Below are 18,165 nucleotides of genomic sequence, written 5' to 3'. Positions count from 1 at the left end.
CCGATTTCTAATTTGCTTCTTTTTACTCTATTTCCGTGTTTGGTCAAATTGAAAAAAATCTTACACCGTCTATGCTTTATCAATCGAGAGCTATTTATGGATGAAAATAATGAACTCACTTAATGGATTTAAAGTTGCTATTTTACTGACCGATGGTTTTGAGCAAGTGGAAATGGTTAAACCCCGCAAAGCTTTGGAGGATGAGGGCGCTCAAACCTTCCTTATTTCTAATAAATCTAAAGTCCAGGGATGGAACCACGCAGACAAAGCCGATTCTTTTGATGTAGATGTACTCCTGGAGCATGCTGATCCTAAGGAATTTGATGCGTTACTCTTGCCTGGAGGAGTGATGAATCCGGATACCTTACGCATGCTGCCTAAGGCGGTGGAGTTTACGAAAAAGATAAACGAACAACAAAAACCCATAGCTGCTATTTGTCATGGTCCCTGGCTGTTGATCAATGCCCAAGCTGTGAAAGACAGACGGATAACTTCCTGGCCCTCAGTAAAAACTGATTTGATAAATGCAGGAGGAGTGTGGATTGATCAACCGGTAGTCCAGGATGGAAATTTAATTACCAGCAGAAAACCTGATGATCTTCCAGAGTTTAACGAAGCACTTATAAAACAATTCAGTGACTTTAACCACAAACACTAGGTTATTGCTGAAGTGAGCACATGAACATGATATACCGCAGTTGTTTTAAGGGCATTCTCTGACATGTCTGGATGCCAAACAACAAGATAATGCTTTTGAAGTCTGCAGGAAAAAAATTAAACGGGGTAGGGCTTTTATTCTTCCGGAGGAAGCATCAATAACGATTTAATGAGAATTTTCCATAAAAATCTAAAAAAAGAATCATTTACAGTTTAAATGTATTTTCGAATAGATTCTATTAAGGATAACTTTAAGTTCAAAAACTCCAAAATAGCTTAAGTAAAAATATAGACAGGGGTAGCAATAATGGATCATGGTGAGCTATAATTACACATAAATAACGTTGCCCCATGGTCTAATCATGAATAAATACGAACGAGAACAGCTTCAAAAAATAGCCAAAGCATTGACAAGTACTGAAGATTTGACACAAGAAGCTCGTTTGGATTTAGTATTCTCTGCACTTTTTGAGCTGGATAAAATTCAGAAGGGACAATTGGATGGATTATCTGAGGAGCAGCTCGAAGAGGTGTTTAGTGGGGATATTACTAAAACATTAATTGCTCAAATTTCTGCAACAAAAGACACAGATAACACAGGTATCAAAGATGTTAGAAGCATACTTTCGAATGTAATGAGAAATCCCTGGCGATTTGGTTTAAGTGGAAAAATGCAGCTGAACTCTTTTTTTCATCCTTACGCCGAAACGTCCATAGCTCCTAATCTAAGTGAAATAGCAAATGAACCTGAGGTCAGCAGATTGCTCGTCCTCAAAAGAAACTGGATCGCAAGAAACATATTTCCAGAGCAATATTCCGATAAAGAACCTGAAAATGCGCAAATATTCGTTGATGCCCTCAGAAAAGGTGATTATGCGCGCGCCTCGGAATTTGCCAGTTGGATATGCAAAAAATATTCAGATCCCCTGCTTAATCCCGGACGAGAGCTGCCCGCTGCAGATAATCTCATACCTTGTGCTGCCTATGAGTTGGCACAAACTGATGTGCGCGCTGAAGATTTAACCGCAATTGTGCACTTTATGGATCATGCTAAAGATGGTGACGCTCTATATAGTGCTACAACCATGTGGTCGGGACTCCAGAGCATGCATAATCGATTATGGGCCCTGACTAAGAAATACCCAGAAGAGCATCCCCAACAAATTTTGCAAATGATGAGAGCTGAACATGAGGAATTTTTAAACAAACCGAATCCCTTCAAAAGTTTGATTGAAGGATGTGATTTTGTAGAGGTGGTAGATCTATCAGCTCATTTTACTCCGGACAAAATTAATGCGTTTGCAAACCAAAATAGGGATTCTCTAACGGCTAATTTAATTGTTTTGAATACAGACGAGGCAACACTTCAAGATATTGAAGTCTTAGTTGATATAAAGAATCGAATCTTTGAATACATTCATTATTTAGAAAATCACAGATCCGATAAGACTTCAGTGACCTTTAATAACCGTCTCAATGCAGCCAATGAAATGCTTACTGTCCTTCAAAAAGGCGGAACGATAAAAGGGGACGTAATTCCAGCAATAAAAGAGCAGATGGCTGTTATTGAAAAAAATAAACCTGGACTGGCGGAATTGGGGTTTCTGGGTTACCTGGTTGAGCATTTAATTGATAGGTTTTTGCCCAAACCTACTATGCGCAAAGAAACCACCAAAACTTTGGAGGAGCTGCAAACCTTTGTTGAGCCTAAAAAGGATGAACCAAAACGGGAACAGCCTGAAGTCCAATCAAAGGATATAGAAATGGATGTATTTCCACCAAGTGAAGTCAAATTAAAATAACCCTGCTTTTGGCATAACTGTGTCACTTTCCAAAAGCATGAGGTTATATCTGTTTATAAGGCCTGTTCAAAACTGAATAAGGTCTTTATTTTGCCAATAAATTGATAATAAATGCCAATGAATGGCGATGCGCTCACGTCTGAACTCAAATATAGAGTTGCTGGCATAAAAGATGCGTGATGTTCCGCCTGCTTAAACTACCCTGTTTACTGCCTATCCCTAACTAAATTGGACTGAATTGATGACATGCAGCTCTGCAGATTTTCTGTCAATTAGGGTACTTAAATATTGAAACCAATGGCCACGGTTCAGATTAAAATCTAAAAAATGCTTTACGAATCAATAACTTTTGTATAGGGTTTATTGGGTTTTGTATTTTATTAATGGAATAACCAATTGCATGGAGGTGTTATGTTTTTAAAAAAATATTCAAGACTTGTTTCTCTAACTGCACTACTTTTTTTTACCGCTTCGCAATCAATATGGGCTTTCAATACAAAAGATGGCAATATTTATGATGCGAATGGAAATCAAATCAGTATTGACGGGATTGCATGGATAGGGTTTCAGGACAGTAATTTTCTTGGAGGGCTCTGGAATGTTCCCTTTAATCCAATCGGCACCCAAAATGGAGTAATTCAATTACTTACCTCACCATGGAATGTACCAGGGTCTAATATCCCAAGTATGGATAAAGGGGTATCTTTTAAAACAATTCGCTTGCCTATTCAACCAGGTATTTGGGGAAATGCCGCTACCGTGCAGCAGTCACCTTTTGATTTTGCAGTGACGGATATAAATAATCCCGAAGCAGGAAATGGACCTTTTTGTGATTGGACTAAGGGTGCAGATGCAAGCAGTCATTGCATCCAAGCAAAAAGTGCTCCGGATTTATTAACTGCTACCATCAATGAATTTAACAAGCAAAATATTTTGGTGATGCTCGATGTTCATCATCGGCCGGGATTGGGTGACAGTTATCGTGACGGTACGGTAGTTGCTGCCGATTACTCCCTAAAAAATTATCATGATGACCTTGCCAATTTTGTTAAAAATGCTCCCGCTAATTTGCTGGGAATTGATATTTATAATGAACCCCATCAACTTTTCTGGTACCAGGACAATACACAAACTACTCCCGTTCAACCAGCATGGATAAAAGTAATCGCTGCCGCCGCAACAGCAGCTTATGATTCCAATCAGAGCGTTTTATTATTTGTGGAGGGGCCTGGAGGTACTGCCGGTAATGATCCTTACGATCCGGTATACAGCAATACGTCGACGATTTGCCTGCCTTCCTCAACCAAAATCGATAACACAAGCGTCATCAGCGTAACCACCGACAGCAGCCGCTGTCCTGCCGCGAATCCCTTGCGTGTTACTAATATAGGTTCAAATTGGGGAGAAAATTTCCGCTCTTTACTTGATCCAATGCAATCAATAAATGGAGTTGGCGGATTTGATGTAGCCACATTCAGGACCCAATTAATTCAAGCGATTCAAACCAATAATTTTAGCGACACGGATCCTAATGTTATAGCGGATTGGTTGTTAGGAACCAATAACGACGGCAATCAGGGACACCTGGTCTTTGCTCCTCATCTTTATGGAGCACAAGTGGCAGGATGGCAGTCTGATGCCAATGACAGCCCTATACGCTTTGATTGGAACTTTGGCTTTTTATTGAATTCAGGTTTTCCATTTGTAATAGGAGAGCTAGGATACGATGTCCAGATACCCGCATCCGGTGGGGAAGACTTTTTTCTGGATTCGGTCGCCCCTTATTTGATTGATAAGAAAATAAACCATAATTTATTTTTTTGGACCTTTAACAATGCGGACTATCCAGTCGGACTACGCGCAAGTGATTCTGATTTAAGTCTTTTTGCTTGGAAGGAGCAGGATTTGCATAATCTCTTTTATGCGATTTTACCAGTGCAACAATATGGTACGTTGTGCGTCAAGGTCCCGGCTCCCACGGGATATACCGGAACCCAATTTCCTGTAATTACTGCTACAGCAGGTAATAACAGCTATAAATTTAATCTGACTGCATTTAATACCTTAACCTGTTTGAATAATGTGGTTACAGGAACTTATAGTTTATCGGGATCCACAATAAGTAACAGTGACGGTATCAATTATGTTCCGGAAAGTACGGTTACGGGAATTGTTTCTCAAAATACAGAGACGGATGTAACGGTAAACTATATGGAAGAGCCAACGGGTAATTTAAATATTAGTATTTCCGGGAATAGCGATTGCCCTATTAATTCAGAGCAAGTGTTTACTGTGACGTATTCCTCAGGCTCGAGTACACACAGTGTACAAGTAACCGGTACTCTACCTAAAAATGTTACCCTTCCTGTCGGAAACTACAGTATCAACGTTACTCCGTTGCAACTGCCAAATACGCAATGTATGGCCAAGTTTAATTCGACTGTAAGTATCAGTGCCAATACCACACAACAGGAGTTCATTCAATATTCTGTTGTCGCGAACAACGATTGTTCTATCAATGCCCAATGCAGTACTTGGGGAACACCTCAGGACTCCTGGTCGGGTAGCTCCTGTAATCTCTACATCAATACGAAATCCGCAATGACAAATCCTGCAGTATTCAGTATTGTTGCCAAAGGAATTACTGCCGTTACTTCGGTGTGGAATGCAACAGCAACGTTCCAAAATGAAACGATAGTAATGACTTTAACTGATGCAGTTTATATCCCAAATATCGGTTTTAACGCGAATGGGGTTATTAGTTTACCCTCCCAGGCAATGCTTACTACCAATGGGCAAACTTATACTTGTCCTGTTACTGCCGCAATTCATTAACATGAAGCAATGAGCTCGTAAGAGCTCATTTTACCCCGTCTAATGAAGTCCCGTCGGCTATTCTGACATTGATGGACCCGCTGCAAAGGGAGCGGATTCAGAATCATCATTAGATTTCATTTTTTGTAATTCCACTTTCAAGCATGTTTGTTGCTCAAAGCGCTGGAGTTCCTTAAGTTCATCATCACTATACATCCGAAATCCAATAAAGGGGGCCCGCAGGAGTCGTAATATTATATTCATAATATTCTGAGGAGGATTTACTTTTAATACATCCTTATTCACTTTTTCTATAAAGCAGGAAACTGCGAGCTGATAGGCTCCCATAATGTACTCTTTCTTGGTGGTTTCAGGAACTTGGCGCAAATTGTCTGCAATATCCTTTGCTTTTTTTAATTGGGCCATTAACTCTTTTACAGCCTTCAAAGGTTCTTCTAATTCTGGGGGTAGCTCGTTTTTCCCATGATGGTGTATAAAAAATTCACTACTTTGTTGTTCTAATTCGATTAAACTAGTTTGTGCGATTTGATAAAAATCATCTACTTTTCGCAGAACTTCTTTTAAAGTAGGTATCTTCACAACGTGCATATCACCCCTGATTTTCCTTAGTGTGGCCTCAAGTACAGCACGTAGCTCTTTTATCCCTGTTTCCCCCAGGGCTGCGCTGGTACCAATAGTATCCTCTGTAATTGCAAAATAACTCTTAAACCTCTGTATTTCTTCGTCAGATACTTTCCATGGTAAATTTTTATCCAATTGAGTCAAAGCAATGATAATGGAAGCTTTTGAGTTCGATTTGCGGATTTGCTTTGCATAATAACAAGCCTCTGTGTATGAATCCCTCTCCGATGGATCCAGGCATATAATAGCAACATCTGAATTGGGGACAATTTGAGATAGTATCTCTTGCGTAAATCCATTAAATCTAAATCGTGAACCCCCAGGAAGCGCGGTAATCTCGAGACCCAATTTAGCCTTAGAAAACTCCACACCTACCGAGGGAAAAAAATTTGGATTATAGTTTTTACCTTCTAATGCAGTTCGGATTAACGTCTTACCGGATCCTGAGCTTCCCAAAAGAGCAATTTTAATTGGGCGATTTCTGAATATCTCAATATTTTGTTGTGCCATAGGAAGTCAATTAATTGTTTATAAGTTGTGCTCATTATAATAAGATGGGTAAAAAAAATACACAGTGATTTCACATTAACAAAGAAAATTCTAAAAACCGGGGGTACTTCGAAGCAGGGTGGGTAATTGCGGGACTTTAGAGTAAATCATTCCGAAGATGATGCAAACAGCTGAATCAAAAAGGGATGTAAAAAAGAGGGGAGTTTGAGGGAAAATATGAGTGATTATTAATTTATCTTTTAAATTAGATTATGTTATGATTTGCCAATTTTTGTCACAAGAGGAAAAAAAATGCCTTCGAATCAATTGTCTTCATTATGTGATCTGATTGAAAAACAAGAAACGGATCACTTTGCTAAATTTTACATGTATGTCAGTTTATTGAATACCCTGACTGTGCGAGATAAAACATTTGTGGGTGGATTGCCCAAGTATACGGGTATGTTAGGAGGGGTAACGGAGTTAAAAATTGGAAAAGATCTACCAATCCAATTTACAGAACAACTCACCTATTATGCTCGAGAGTTTGATAATCCGCAACCAGGTGTCATGAAAGCAATACAAAACCTCGTTTGGGCTTATCTTCGCAAGGGTAAGCTTGCTGATCTGGCTCATATTATCGATAAGATGTTATTCCATCTGGCAGCAATACATGGAAAACAAGCCAAAAATAATGATATTTATAAAGACATTAATTTTAATGAGAATAAAGAAAGTCTAACCCAATTTATTGGACAAATTTCAGCATTTAACCATCAATTATTACAAACAGTTGATAGCGGTTGTAATAGCGCATTGTCTGTAATGTCTTTTGGTATAGGTTTTGTGTTAATTTTAGCATCAGTTGCTTCCATTACGCCTCTGATCATCGGGTTACCTCTCTTACTGGGTGGGGCTTATGGTGCTTATCATTATGTAACCAAAGCCATGGAACAAGCAGACATTTTGGCAAAACAATACAGTAGTATAGAAAAGCAAGCTGTTTCGATAGGGCAAAATGAGCAGTTCTATGGTAAAAATTCCAATCATTATGCATTTTTTACCACAACATACAAAACCTTGCCCTATACAGCAGTTACTATAGGCGAGCAATTATCTTTTGATGAATCGACACACAAAGCCTGTGAAGAATTCCGTACGAATTTAGACCGTGTTTTTTGATTTTGTTCCATAACATCATTGATGATGCTCTATTTCTACGAGCACGCCAAATGCTATATGAGCGTGCTTGTAGAAATTTAGAAAAAGGTAAGAAATTTGCATTATATTTTGCAGCTCGTGTTCCTGAGTTTCTACAACTTGCCAAATGCCATCAATAACAGGGCACGCAGGCCCTGGTTAATGCAATAAATCTTATCGGGATGATAGTGTAACGTTTTAAATAATCCGAAGCTCCTTCATTAACGAAAGTAATTAATACTGTTACTAGAATAAATGAGACTTACAGATTTTATTTATCATGCCCTACCTCTTGCCTGTATTTTATTCTTTGGATTAGGTATGATTGAGCCAAATAAAAATAAATTTATAGGACAATAATGAAAAAATTAGTTCTTATTATGTGCTTACTTTCACTCAATGCATTTGCAGATAATGAAGTTAACCCAAATTCCTACGCAAATAACAATTGTGGAAGTTTAAAAGATCCTGCAGAGAAAAAAGATTGTTTTGATATTGAAAAGAGAAATGAAGCAGAAGAGAACTTTAGAGAGTTCCAGCAAAACAGTCCTGAAGCCTATCAGGAAAATTTCTAGATTTCGTCTTTTTTTCTTAATGAAATATTTTATCTAGGATTTGGATCCTGAGTACTTGATGTGAATAAGTGCAGGATACAAATCCTCATTCTCCTTAGTTAATTCACAAATAAATTTTCTATAATCCTAACAATTGAGTTATTTTTAAACTATATATACATAAAGAAAACATTTTGTGTTCTGGTTCAAGGAGGAAATTATGAAACGAATAATTACATCTTCAACTTTACTCATCTCTTTAAGTTTAATGGGTTGCAACACCATGAATAATGTCAGTCAATACAGTAATTCAACCGTAGGAGCAGGGGTAAATTACGGGGCCCGCGTCGTGGGAACTGGGGTAGGTTATGTTGCCGATACAGGGGCTTTTGTAGGAAAGGGAGTGGGTACAGTGATTGACACCGGGGTTGGGACAGTAATGGGATCCCCTTCCAAATATACGAGTCAACCTGGGTATCATAACAAACATATCGTTTATCGTAATGGACATCGCTATATGCTGGAGAATGGCCGTTATGTTCTCGTGCATTAATACAGAAGGGCTCTTCTTAATTAATTTAGAGGAGCCCCCATTTTCATTATAAATTTTAAGAATTTTGAATAAAATTGATAAGTCTTCAGCACAGAACATCAAAATAGAATCGCTCAGTGTGGTTTGCTGCACTGGCTTACTCTAAAGTAGGTAAATCTGAGGGCACTACAGGCTCTAATTTTACTGTGTCCCTAATTTCCTGGGCTATGCAGTCAACCAGTTCTTTTTTATTCCCTAAGGGAATGTCTTTATGAACTTTCATTACCCTGTGTGTCAAAGACGTACTGTGGTTGGTGTTCAACTCTTCCAATTCCTCAGAGTCTACTATGCTGCTTGCATCTTTGAGGGTGAGTAAGCGGTCGTCAGTTCCGATAAAACCTAGTTCCCGGGCTTTTTGATTCATTCCTTCAAAGTCTTTCATTTCAGACCCTTGCGAGATCACTACCTCACATGACCAAACTCTTTTCTTAAATCCGGGATTTGTCCAGTCCTGGACATGTAAAATTTCATCCGCAGACATAAATTTTCCCAAAATTTTACCTGGTCCTCTTACTTGCACTAATTTCATTACATCTTCAGATACTTTAAGTGACCAGTCATCATCTTTTCCAATTCCAACAATAATGGTAAATTCATTGTTATTAGCCGCTGTAGTTTTTATAGAGTGATGCTTATAACCCTGAGGCGATTGTTCAATTTGCTTTCTATCATAATGGGTAAACATTTCTTCATTAAAGAATAAATGTTTTTGTGGAATTGTATATATTTTGGGTAAGCCCATGACCCAAATGAAACCTCGACAGGGAATGATCGGTAGCCCTGCAGCATAGTTCTGTACCGTATATCTACAGGGTGACGCAGAAAAAAAGCAGCTACTTTCATTACTCACAATGTAATCCACAATATCAGTACTGGGTAATTTTTGCTTTTGCACCGAAGACATACCAAGGCGATCAATTGACATCGCTTCATGAACCTCTTTTGTGCCCTCGGTTCCTCTGAAAATCAAATCTGGATCCGACGGCAAACTTTCATGAAGTTGAGCAACTCCTTCCTCGACTTCTTTAGATGACAATATGGGATAGCTCATGTCCAGTTTGTCCGGAACAAAAAGTGAACTGCGGGTGGATTTTAAGGAAGATAAAACGGATTTATTAAAAGCGCTTTTCACTCCTTGTGATACTCTGGATCGCATGTTTAGATACTCCTATGCAATAATTGGCAAAAATATTGCCATAAAAGTCGGTTAATAAACCAACTGTATTAAAAAAAGCATAGCAGATAAAAATGAGTCTGTATGTTAAAAGGCAATGAAGAGATGTTTGCTTCGGAATGAAGTCTGACAAAGTTATTGAAATATTTTATTTAATAACCTTGTGAGAGTAGTTTTAAATGCGATTCCATCGCTATATATGATGACCATGATGATGTCAATGATGGTCAATAATACGATTAAAAGTGCGTTTAATACCTTCATCATAAAAACTCCTTTGACAATGATTCGATATTAAGTTTGAATTAAAAATTGACCAGAAAGTTAAATTACAATCAAGTTTTTGTCATTTTATAATCATGAGAGAGTCATCAAAGTAAAAAATTTCTCTGCAGGATTAATGAGCAAATTACCAGCACTTGTTTCTTAAAGTGAACTCCAGCATATTTTTAGGTAAAATTTTACAAAAAATCTGATGTTTATCTAAAATAATTAAATGGAGGACTTTGAATCACAACTCATAAAATTACGGATAAATGTACTATGTCTATAAAAAGGATTTTATTTTGAAAAAAATTCTAATTGGCGTTTTGCCCAGTTTATTCGTGCTCTTTTTTCTTCCCTATAATGGCTACTCGTCACAAAGACTCCCTGTTCTAAGTGATTTTATGCAAATAAAAACGGTTGACGAACCGGACTTGTCAAAAGATGGGAAATGGGTGGCTTATTCAGTAGAAGAAAATGTAAGTCCTGTTGAAGCCATACGGAATATTTGGATGGTGTCCTATGAGGGCAATGTCTCCAAACAATTGACATCCAGTAAAAAAGAAAGCAATTACTTACCTAAATGGAGCCCTGATGGTCAATGGATTGCTTTTTTATCCGATCACAATGACTTAACGAGCCTTAAACTGCTAAATATACAAAACGGACAAATTATTCAATTAACTCATGCAAAGTATGATATCAGCGATTTTGCTTGGGCTCCAAATTCACAAAACATTGCCTTTATTGCTGAGGAAGTAAAAGATGAAAAAGAGTCTAAAAATAAGCCCATAGTGATTACTCGCTTCCTCTTTAAAAAAGATAGGGAAGGCTATCTTGGGGAGAAAAGGGCTCATCTTTATCGTATAGCGATTGCTACTAAAAACATAGAAATATTGACTCCAGGACCCTACCAGGAATGGGCTCCTTCCTGGTCACCTGATGGAAACTATATTGCTTTTGTCTCTCAAAGAGGGGTGGATCCGGATAGAATATTTAATTCGGATGTGTATGTGATAAATACAAAATCAGGAAGTAAGGCAGTGCGGCTGACGCAATCATCAGGAACGGAAATGAATCCGGAATGGGAATCGTCTCCCTCTTGGAATCCGGAGAGTACTAAAATTGTCTATTTAACTACCAGTGATAAATCCCATCTTTATGCGCCCACACAATTAGCTATTATCGGCCTGGAGCAGCAAGAGCAGCTTATTGCCCCTTTGGATCTCTGGTTTACGCAACCGAAATGGTCCGAAGATGGTAAAAAAATATATGCATTAGTTGAGACAAGTAGAAATACTCATCTCAGTGAAATTGACGTTCGTACGGGCGCAGTCAAAAATTTAACGCATGGTCCACGGGTTGATGGTAGTTTTGCAACAGCCAATCAACGCATAGTAGTGGTCTCTTCAGATGATCAACATCCACAGGAGCTTTTTGCAGTTGAAAATACCTTAAGACCCCTTACCCACCATAATCAAAAGCTTTTAGAGCAAGTCAAATTTGTCCCTGCAGAGGATATTGAGTTTAAAAGTTCTGATGGAACCTTAATCGAGGGTTTATTGATCAAACCAGCCCCTTATGAATCGGGTCACAAATATCCAACTCTTCTAAATTTACATGGTGGCCCAGTTTATCAATTCAGCCATGAGTTTAATTTTGATTGGCAATGGTTTGCAGCACAGGGATATGCCATTATAGCTCCCAATCCACGAGGAAGTTCTGGAAGGGGATACAACTTCTCAAAAGCGATTTATGCTGATTGGGGGAATTTGGATGTTAAGGATGTTTTAGCTGCTGTAGACTATGCAATTAACGAGGGTATTGCCGATCCCGACAAATTGGCTGTAGGGGGTTGGAGTTATGGCGGTATGCTTACTGATTATATAATTGCCAGCACCCAACGTTTTAAGGCGGCAGTAAGTGGGGCTGGAACGGGTAACATCCTGGGTAATTATGGAGCTGATCAATATACTCTAGAATATGAAGCAGAATTGGGAAAACCCTGGTTAAATGTCCAAACTTATTTGAAATTAAGTTATCCTTTAATAAAGGCCAACAAAATCAAAACTCCTACTCTATTTATGTGTGCCAGTCTTGATTTCAATATGCCCTGCATTGGTTCGGAACAATTGTATCAAGCCTTAAGATCACAAAATATACCTACCCAGCTAATTATTTATCCTGAGCAATATCATTCTATTGATAGGCCGGATTTTCAGATGGATCGTTTGGTTCGATTTAAAGCGTGGATGGATTTATATCTTAATAGTCCTAAAACCCATAGTGATAATTCCCATAAAAAATGAGGTGGCAGGCATGAAGCTTCCTGCCTTCCCTTACATTCTTGGCCTGGGTGCCTCGTTTTCTTGAAGATCTGATACTATTTGTTCTGCTTTTTCTTCACTGATGAGCCCTTTTTTTTGCATTTGCTGGACAAACTCTATAGCTTGCTCGGCAGTATTAAATACTAAAACAATTAAATTTTTCCCCTCATGTTCTTGAAAATGTTCTTTTTCTTCTTCCGACAAGTTTTGATAATGGGGAGAATTTTTAAAGTCTTCCAAGGATTCAAAAAACTGAGGCTGCTCATTTTGTTGCTTCATATAGTCTTTATATAATGCAAGGACCCTCTGTTTCTTTTGTTCATCATCAATACTAAAAATCACAGGTTTGGACATAGAAAAGCTCGCTAAAATTGAAACAAGTTGTGTAAAATATTATATTATTGGATTGTTTAATCAGGAGTGTTCAAGCGAATTCTTTACTTTTTTTTTACGATGGACAAAATGTAATTTCGCCTGTGAAGATTAAATACACTGTTCCATTTTTCCCGATAACCCAATCAATTCCTAAGGAAACTCCTTTTCATTCCAAAATTTAAAACTGGTCAAAGTGATTCCCTATAGGCTATAAATATTTATAGAGTGTTCAATTTGCTCTAAAAGAGTTCTTATGAATAAAGAAAAAGGCAATATTCTCTATGTAGATGACGAGGTGAACAATCTCACTGCTTTTGTGGCTACATTTCGTCGTCACTATAACATTTTTACCGCTACCTCTGGACGCGAGGGGATGGAGATTATGCGTCGTCATCCTATCCAAATCGTGATTACTGATCAAAGAATGCCCGAAATGACGGGGGTGCAGTTTTTAGAATCAATTATTCCGGAATATCCTAATACCATCAGGATGATTTTAACTGGCTTTACTGATGTGGAGGCAATAATTAAAGCAATTAATACAGGGCGTGTATTTCGCTACATTACCAAGCCGTGGGATCCGGTTGAATTAAAGATTAGCATCGATATGGGTTTGAAAATGCTTGGCCTTGAAGAGGAACGGTTATCTTTAATTGAAAAATTAAATCATGAAGTGCTTTATCAAAAACGAATTTTGGAACTGTTTCAAAAATACGTACCCAAAAATATAGTAGATGAAATTTTACATGCCCAGGAAGAGGATTCTCTCATTCGTGGTGAATACCGCATTATTTCGGTCATGTTTGCCGACATACGTCAATTCACTTCATTATCGGATAGACTGGGTTCAGTTAGGACTGTAGAAGTTCTCAATGCCTACTTTGAATTAATGACTCAAAAAATAAGAGAGCACCATGGCAGTGTCAACAAATTAATTGGGGATGGCATCTTAGCTTTTTTTGGAGCACCGGTATCTCATATTGATAATCAGCTCAATGCTGTAAATAGGACATGATCTCTCTATGGGAATTGGTATCCACACCGGTGAAGTAATTACCGGAAATATAGGTACCAGTGAGCATATGGAATATACTGCTATTGGAAATACAGTAAATATTGCCTCGCGAATTGAGGAGCTTACTCGAGACAAATCCAATGCTTTATTGATTAGTGAATCCACGTACAAGCCCATTTCTAATGAAATCCTTGTTGAAGAATTAGTACCCCAGGTAATTAGAGGTAAAGAAGAAAAAATCAAACTCTATAAAGTGCTTGGGAAAAAAACATGAATACTAAAATAATTTTCAGCTGGAGATTTTGGTATTCCAATCTCATCACTGCATTTTTATATATACTTGGAGGGCTTGCCAGCAATATTTGGACAATTCCCAATACTTTGGTAACACCCCTGTGGCTCCCGGCAGGTATTGCCTTGGCTATGGTCCTTTGGTTTGGAAAAAATGTTTTTCCCGCAATAGTTATTTCTGAAGCGGTTGTAACTGCTGAATTAGACCATATCATGTCATGGGAAAACTTGACTGTATACACGTTAATAGGGCTTGGGGCAGGATTGCAGGCCATTTGGGCAGGAAAATTCATTCAACATTACACCAAAACCCAAACTCCATTCTACACAGTTCATGATATTCTTTTGTTCGTCTTTGGGGGAGATTTTCTTTTGTCCCTTACCAGTAGTACTTTAGGCGCAGTAACGCTCCTGGTATTTGGTTTTATCAAACCTGATCTTTTTTGGGGTAATTGGTTTGTCTGGTGGATTGGGGATGCTATAGGCATTATTGCCATAACCCCGCTCATTATGACCTGGTATCAAAAAAAGTTTACTTTTGATTTAAAGAAATTCCTCGAGTTTATGATGGTGGTCATTTTATTAGGTTGCACGATTAGCTTGATTTCCATGTTGCATTATCCTTTGTCCTATCTCTTGATTCCTTTTGGCGTGTGGTCTGCTGTACGCTTCGAAACCCGCTTTGCTACCATCATGGCGTTTTTAATTTCGATTTCTGTTATCTGGCTTGAATTATACCATTACAAAGAGTTTCATATGGCCAATATTTCCACCAGTCTCTTATTTTTACAAACCTTTGTGGCGGTAATATTTTTTACTACTTTGGTTTTATCCGCGGTAATTACGGAACGTAGAAAAGCCCAGAAAGAATTACTTGGAGCCAATATTGAGCTTGAGTCACGTGTAGAGCAACGTACCCAAGACCTAAATAAAAAAAATGCTCAACTTAACAAAACACTGGATACCTTGAAACAAGCAGAGACACAATTGGTACAAGCAGAAAAAATGTCTTCCCTCGGGGTTTTAACTGCGGGAATAGCGCATGAGATTAACAATCCGGTTAATTTTATTTCCGCCAATATTGGTCCTTTAAAAAATGATTTTGAAGAAATCATGCACCTATTAAATAAATATGCACAAATTACCCCCGATACAATAAAAGAGAAACTGCAGGAGATCTCAAAATATAAAGAAGAAATCGATTTGTCTTTTACTTTGCAAGAAATACATAGCTTGCTTGACGGAATTGAAGAAGGTGCTCGCCGCACTGCAAATATTGTAAAAGATTTACGGACTTTTTCCCGATTGGATGAAGGTGAGCTGAAACCGATTAACATCCATGAAAACATTGATTCCACTTTAACGTTATTGCATAACCAATTCCGCGATCGGATTACCATTAAGAAAAACTATGGGGATATCCCTGAAATAGAAGGATATCCAGGAAAAATTAATCAAGTATTTATGAATATTCTTATTAATGCCGCCCAGGCAATTTCTGAACAGGGTGAAATTACCATTTCTACAACCCTTAAAAACGGGCACGTCTGGATCTGTATACGCGATACAGGTACGGGTATGAGTAAAGAAACGATGGCTAGAATTTTTGAACCCTTTTTTACCACAAAACCGATTGGAAAAGGAACTGGTTTAGGCTTATCCATCTCCTACAGCATTATCCAGGAACATCATGGGACTCTTTCCATTAACAGTACCTTGGGAAAGGGAAGTGAGTTTATTATCTCTTTACCAATAAAATATAGCGCACAATCCTTTAATCTGTAACATTACAGTTAAATAATCATTTTTTTACTTGCCCACACATTTTTTTTGTTTTCATAAAACTGAAAAAATGAATCAAATCATCAAGATCATTATCAGATAAGGATTGTTTATCGGAACCAGTCATCCTACCCTTGGGGAGAGAGCGGACAGATTGGGGATCACGAATAAATTTTCTTAATTGTGCTGCATCAGAATAATATTCCAGGGGATTTTTAGGACAATTCAGATCCGGTCCAATATTGCTTTTCCCCATATAGTTCATCCTATGACAGCCTTCACAATGACTAATATAGATTTTATACCCATTATTAATGGAGGCATTGGTCGTTTTTGGAGGGGCAAGGACATGGTGGTAATCAAGGTTGTGGCGAATTTTTAGTGCAACTACACTCCAGGCCCAATACTCATTAGAAATATAGGAGAGTTCCGGATTTAACCAAATTACTTCATATGGCCCGGCTGTATCCCCGGTGTGATTCTGAATAGTTGGCCACTTTGATTTGGGTTCTATGGCCAGGAGTGCAATGGAGGCTTTCTTATCGCAATTCATAACCTTTGCAGAGGGTACATAAACATGAAAATTATCTTTGGCTATGAATTCGATTAGGTCTTCTTGTTGAATAGGATAAGGAGCAAGTAACTTACATAAAGGGATGACCTGATGATGCATTATTTTTTCAGGGTAGGCACGATCATTATCAATGGTTACTTGAGACAAAAAGGGATGAGAAAGCAATTCGGATTGTTCTAAAGTGAAGGATTCATTTTGGGGGGTAATAATACGAAGCGAAGTTCCAGATGCCTTATTTGCTGCAAAAATATCAGCCCCTACAAGCGAAATAACAAGCGATAACAAAGCAAATTTGAATCCATTTACGTTCATTTCCATTCCCACGGGTTGAATTTCTTTCTCTCATTGACAGTTACTGTTACACATTAACGATATATTTTCCAGAGGAATAGAGTCCAAGAAAAGACTTGATTTTTGTTGTCACACTCATCATAGTGCACAAGATTTACATCACTCAGAAAATCCATTCATAGCGAATTAAAACATGCTTGCAAGGAGAACATAAAATGGGTTACCGGTTTCGTTTAGGCTGTGCGTTATTATTCAGTGTTCCATCGCTCTTGTTTGCCGATGATACGCTGGTTTTTGCTGTGGATATTATCCGACATGGTGATAGAACACCGATTGTTCCACTTCCAGCAGTAAATTATCAATGGAGAGAAGGTCAAGGTCAACTGACTGCAGAAGGCATGCGGCAAGAATATAATTTGGGCAAGGAATTTCGTAAAAGATATATGGAACAAGCCCATTTGTTATCTGAGCACTATGAACAAGGAACAATGTATGTTCGTTCTACAGACTATGAACGCACCCTTATGAGTGCCGAGTCTTTATTAATGGGGTTATATCCACCAGGAACAGGGCCGGATACTTCGGAGCTTTCGGAACCGGCTTTACCTTATGCGTTTCAGCCTGTTCCTGTTTTCAGCGCTCCCTCCAAATATGATGAAGTCATTATTCAACAAGTAAGCCCTGCAGAACGAGCAAAATTAATGGACCAGTATGTGTATTCAACTAAAGAATGGCAACATAAAGACGCCGCGCTTAAAGATAAATACCCACTGTGGAGTGCTCTTACAGGGATTCAAATTAGGGGATTGTCCGATCTTGGGATGCTTGGTGATGCCCTATATATCCATCGAATCCATAATGCACCCATGCCGATTGGATTAAGTAATCAGGATATTGAAACAATAATCCAGGCAAGTAACTGGGCTTTTATGGCGCAAGAAAAGCCAAAACAGGTTGCTATTGCCTATAGTTCAAAACTCATGACTAATATTGCCAATTATCTTAAAGAGGGCAGTCAGAAAAAATCGAAACTTAAATATGTTTTATTATCTGCCCATGATACAACGATTGCCAGTGCATTAAGTTTTTTGGGAGCTCCCTTAGAGATTGCGCCGCCTTATGCCTCAAATCTTAATTTCTCTTTATATGAGCACGATGCAAGTTCTTATCTAGTCAAAGTCACTTACAATGGCCAACCTGTTTCTATTCCTGAGTGCGGGGGAACTGCGTGTGCACTTCAACAATTTATCAATCTGGTGAATCGCGCCAAGATAAATTTCAACTGAATTTCTTCTCTATAAAGAAGAAGGGTGGACTTATCC

The 18,165-nt window shown here is 38.3% G+C and carries 16 protein-coding genes; 12 read left to right on the top strand and 4 right to left on the bottom strand.

Annotated elements, in window-relative coordinates:
- Window positions 1-109 precede the first annotated feature (109 nt).
- The 3 genes from KYQ_RS07055 to KYQ_RS07045 all read left to right on the top strand — a co-directional run bounded on the left by KYQ_RS07055 (window position 110) and on the right by KYQ_RS07045 (window position 5,294).
- The gene (locus KYQ_RS07055; RefSeq protein ID WP_010653261.1) at window positions 110-658 is read left to right on the top strand and encodes a type 1 glutamine amidotransferase domain-containing protein; all 549 of its coding nucleotides are present in this window, start codon (window positions 110-112) and stop codon (window positions 656-658) included.
- A gap of 361 nt (window positions 659-1,019) precedes the next feature.
- Window positions 1,020-2,459 (top strand): hypothetical protein, encoded by a 1,440-nt coding sequence (locus KYQ_RS07050; RefSeq protein ID WP_010653262.1) that lies wholly within the window; start codon window positions 1,020-1,022, stop codon window positions 2,457-2,459.
- A 411-nt stretch (window positions 2,460-2,870) separates the two neighbouring features.
- Window positions 2,871-5,294: a cellulase family glycosylhydrolase gene (locus KYQ_RS07045; protein WP_010653263.1), complete on the top strand. Its 2,424-nt coding sequence runs from the start codon at window positions 2,871-2,873 to the stop codon at window positions 5,292-5,294.
- A gap of 57 nt (window positions 5,295-5,351) precedes the next feature.
- Here the strand turns inward: KYQ_RS07045 and KYQ_RS07040 are convergent, their stop codons facing one another.
- Window positions 5,352-6,425, bottom strand: coding sequence for a P-loop NTPase family protein (locus KYQ_RS07040; protein WP_010653264.1), 1,074 nt, complete (start codon window positions 6,423-6,425; stop codon window positions 5,352-5,354).
- A 291-nt stretch (window positions 6,426-6,716) separates the two neighbouring features.
- On the opposite strand from KYQ_RS07040, the gene KYQ_RS07035 reads away from it, so the two are divergent.
- From KYQ_RS07035 to KYQ_RS07025, 3 genes are all read left to right on the top strand, one after another.
- Window positions 6,717-7,586 carry a hypothetical protein gene (locus tag KYQ_RS07035; protein ID WP_010653265.1) on the top strand — a complete coding sequence of 290 codons (870 nt, stop codon included), beginning with the start codon at window positions 6,717-6,719 and terminating at the stop codon, window positions 7,584-7,586.
- 377 nt (window positions 7,587-7,963) lie between these two features.
- Complete coding sequence (locus KYQ_RS07030) at window positions 7,964-8,179, top strand: hypothetical protein (RefSeq protein WP_010653266.1); 216 nt, start codon at window positions 7,964-7,966, stop codon at window positions 8,177-8,179.
- Between the two features lie 199 nt (window positions 8,180-8,378).
- Window positions 8,379-8,711, top strand: coding sequence for a hypothetical protein (locus tag KYQ_RS07025; RefSeq protein WP_010653267.1), 333 nt, complete (start codon window positions 8,379-8,381; stop codon window positions 8,709-8,711).
- 136 nt (window positions 8,712-8,847) lie between these two features.
- On the opposite strand, the gene KYQ_RS07020 is transcribed toward KYQ_RS07025, so the two are convergent.
- A complete protein-coding gene (locus KYQ_RS07020; RefSeq protein WP_010653268.1) occupies window positions 8,848-9,801 on the bottom strand; it encodes a hypothetical protein in 954 nt (317 codons plus the stop codon).
- Here KYQ_RS07020 and KYQ_RS19125 point away from each other — a divergent pair.
- Complete coding sequence (locus KYQ_RS19125; protein WP_155807056.1) at window positions 9,800-9,961, top strand: hypothetical protein; 162 nt, start codon at window positions 9,800-9,802, stop codon at window positions 9,959-9,961. The genes KYQ_RS07020 and KYQ_RS19125 overlap by 2 nt on opposite strands.
- A gap of 499 nt (window positions 9,962-10,460) precedes the next feature.
- Window positions 10,461-12,497 carry a S9 family peptidase gene (locus KYQ_RS07010; RefSeq protein WP_010653269.1) on the top strand — a complete coding sequence of 679 codons (2,037 nt, stop codon included), beginning with the start codon at window positions 10,461-10,463 and terminating at the stop codon, window positions 12,495-12,497.
- 30 nt (window positions 12,498-12,527) lie between these two features.
- Here the strand turns inward: KYQ_RS07010 and KYQ_RS07005 are convergent, their stop codons facing one another.
- Complete coding sequence (locus KYQ_RS07005; protein WP_010653270.1) at window positions 12,528-12,869, bottom strand: hypothetical protein; 342 nt, start codon at window positions 12,867-12,869, stop codon at window positions 12,528-12,530.
- A 274-nt stretch (window positions 12,870-13,143) separates the two neighbouring features.
- Here KYQ_RS07005 and KYQ_RS18255 point away from each other — a divergent pair, with 274 nt between their 5' ends.
- Genes KYQ_RS18255 through KYQ_RS06990 form a run of 3 tightly spaced genes read left to right on the top strand, consistent with a single transcriptional unit; the run spans window position 13,144 to window position 15,981 of the window.
- A complete protein-coding gene (locus KYQ_RS18255) occupies window positions 13,144-13,905 on the top strand; it encodes a response regulator (protein ID WP_019349782.1) in 762 nt (253 codons plus the stop codon).
- A gap of 7 nt (window positions 13,906-13,912) precedes the next feature.
- Complete coding sequence (locus tag KYQ_RS19620; protein ID WP_019349781.1) at window positions 13,913-14,179, top strand: adenylate/guanylate cyclase domain-containing protein; 267 nt, start codon at window positions 13,913-13,915, stop codon at window positions 14,177-14,179.
- On the top strand, window positions 14,176-15,981 hold the full coding sequence (locus KYQ_RS06990; protein WP_010653272.1) for an MASE1 domain-containing protein: 1,806 nt from the start codon (window positions 14,176-14,178) through the stop codon (window positions 15,979-15,981). Before KYQ_RS19620 ends, KYQ_RS06990 begins: the two co-directional genes overlap by 4 nt.
- Before the next feature lie 16 nt (window positions 15,982-15,997).
- On the opposite strand, the gene KYQ_RS06985 is transcribed toward KYQ_RS06990, so the two are convergent.
- Window positions 15,998-16,864 (bottom strand): c-type cytochrome, encoded by an 867-nt coding sequence (locus KYQ_RS06985; protein WP_010653273.1) that lies wholly within the window; start codon window positions 16,862-16,864, stop codon window positions 15,998-16,000.
- 194 nt (window positions 16,865-17,058) lie between these two features.
- On the opposite strand from KYQ_RS06985, the gene KYQ_RS06980 reads away from it, so the two are divergent.
- A complete protein-coding gene (locus tag KYQ_RS06980; protein ID WP_010653274.1) occupies window positions 17,059-18,129 on the top strand; it encodes a histidine phosphatase family protein in 1,071 nt (356 codons plus the stop codon).
- The last annotated feature ends 36 nt before the right edge of the window (window positions 18,130-18,165 follow it).

The sequence above is a fragment of the Fluoribacter dumoffii NY 23 genome (assembly GCF_000236165.1).
GTDB lineage: Bacteria > Pseudomonadota > Gammaproteobacteria > Legionellales > Legionellaceae > Legionella > Legionella dumoffii.
The sequence above is the reverse complement of the archived record's forward strand: the minus strand, read 5'-3'. Positions and strand labels throughout refer to the sequence as shown.